This window comes from Bradyrhizobium oligotrophicum, from assembly GCF_051168495.1.
In the GTDB taxonomy this organism is placed as follows: domain Bacteria; phylum Pseudomonadota; class Alphaproteobacteria; order Rhizobiales; family Xanthobacteraceae; genus Bradyrhizobium; species Bradyrhizobium oligotrophicum_A.
Genome location: NZ_JBNPVB010000057.1, coordinates 1 through 1,442, shown reverse-complemented (window position 1 = coordinate 1,442; position 1,442 = coordinate 1). Strand labels below are relative to the sequence as shown.

Here is a 1,442-nt window from a genome sequence, read left to right as displayed (position 1 = left end):
CCATGAGGGTCCGGCTCCGACATCGGAGCTGCACGTTGACCATGAGCAGCGTGCTCATGGAGAGGAGCGAAACCGGGAGTTTCACCATGAACCACATCGACCTCGCCCACCGCTGCGCCGTCGTCACCGGCGGCGCGCAAGGATTTGGCCGGGCCATCGCCGAGCGCTTCAAGGCCTCGGGCGCCAAGGTCGCGATCTGGGATCACGACATCGCACTTGCGGAGAAGACGGCGCAGGAGATCGGTCCTGAGGTGCTGGCGCTGCAGGTCGACGTCACCGACACCAAGGCTGTCGAAGGCGCGCGTGACGCCACGCTGGCCGCATTCGGCACCATCGACATCCTGGTCAACAATGCCGGCATCGCCGGCATCAACAAGACCGTGTGGGAAACCGATCTCGAGGAATGGCGCAAGGTGCTGCGCATCAATCTCGATGGCCCCTTCATCTGCGCGAAGGCGATCGTGCCTGTCATGCTGAAGCAGGCCTATGGCCGGATCGTCAACATCGCTTCCATCGCCGGCAAGGAAGGCAACCCGAACGCCGCGCACTACTCGGCGTCCAAGGCGGGGCTGATCGCGCTGACCAAATCGCTCGGCAAGGAGCTGGCGCAGCACAACATCACCGTCAACGCGGTGACGCCGGCCGCGGCGAAGACCGCGATCTTCGACCAGATGACCGAAGCGCATATCAACTTCATGCTGTCGAAGATCCCGAAGGGCCGCTTCGTGCTGGTGGAAGAGCTCGCCGCCCTGGTGTCCTGGCTCGCCTCGGAAGAGTGCTCGTTCTCGACCGGCGCCGTGTTCGACATCTCCGGCGGCCGAGCGACGTATTGACGGCCCACCGTCTTGCTGACGCGCTCGCCGATCGATGGTGGGCACGCGCCGCCTGTCGGCGGCGCTTGCCCACCCTACGAACGACGCACTCAGTTGTGCTTCTTCCAGAAGATGCGCGCGCCCTGCACGGACTGCGCGACGTTGATGCGGGCGCGCTCGAACGGCGTCACGACGCCGTCGGCCTTGGCCTGGTTCTCCAGCTTCTGCACATGGATCTGGCCGCGGACGAGCTGCTGCGTCTCCGGGTAGGTCAGCCGGCCCGACACGATTCCATTATAGATGCGGTGCGACTGGGCGTTCTGCCGCGCATCGATCAGCGGCGTGCCCGCGAAGCTCGCGCCGGACGTGACCACCAGTGCCAGCGCGGCAATCAGGATGGACTTCATTTCACTCTCCTGTGGTTGAGGTCCACTGGCGTGAAGACGTCATTGTCCGCACTCGTCCAGCGAACATGGACAGGATGAGCGGGATCAGCGACGCCGACCGTGCGTAAGATCACACGTCGCGTGGCCAAAAAAGTCGCCTGTAGCCTGTAGATTCCATGGGGGAGCGGTGAGCGAGCCCTTCCGATAGGTTTGGGTTTCCACACTCGAACCCTCGGAGAGTCAG

General features: G+C 64.1%; 2 protein-coding genes. One reads left to right on the top strand and one right to left on the bottom strand.

What is annotated here, in order from left to right:
- Positions 1-86 precede the first annotated feature (86 nt).
- A complete protein-coding gene (locus tag ACQR1B_RS36170; protein ID WP_434837666.1) occupies positions 87-833 on the top strand; it encodes an SDR family NAD(P)-dependent oxidoreductase in 747 nt (248 codons plus the stop codon).
- An 89-nt stretch (positions 834-922) separates the two neighbouring features.
- Here ACQR1B_RS36170 and ACQR1B_RS36165 read toward each other — a convergent pair whose 3' ends face one another.
- Positions 923-1,219: a hypothetical protein gene (locus ACQR1B_RS36165; RefSeq protein WP_434837665.1), complete on the bottom strand. Its 297-nt coding sequence runs from the start codon at positions 1,217-1,219 to the stop codon at positions 923-925.
- Positions 1,220-1,442: the final 223 nt, after the last annotated feature.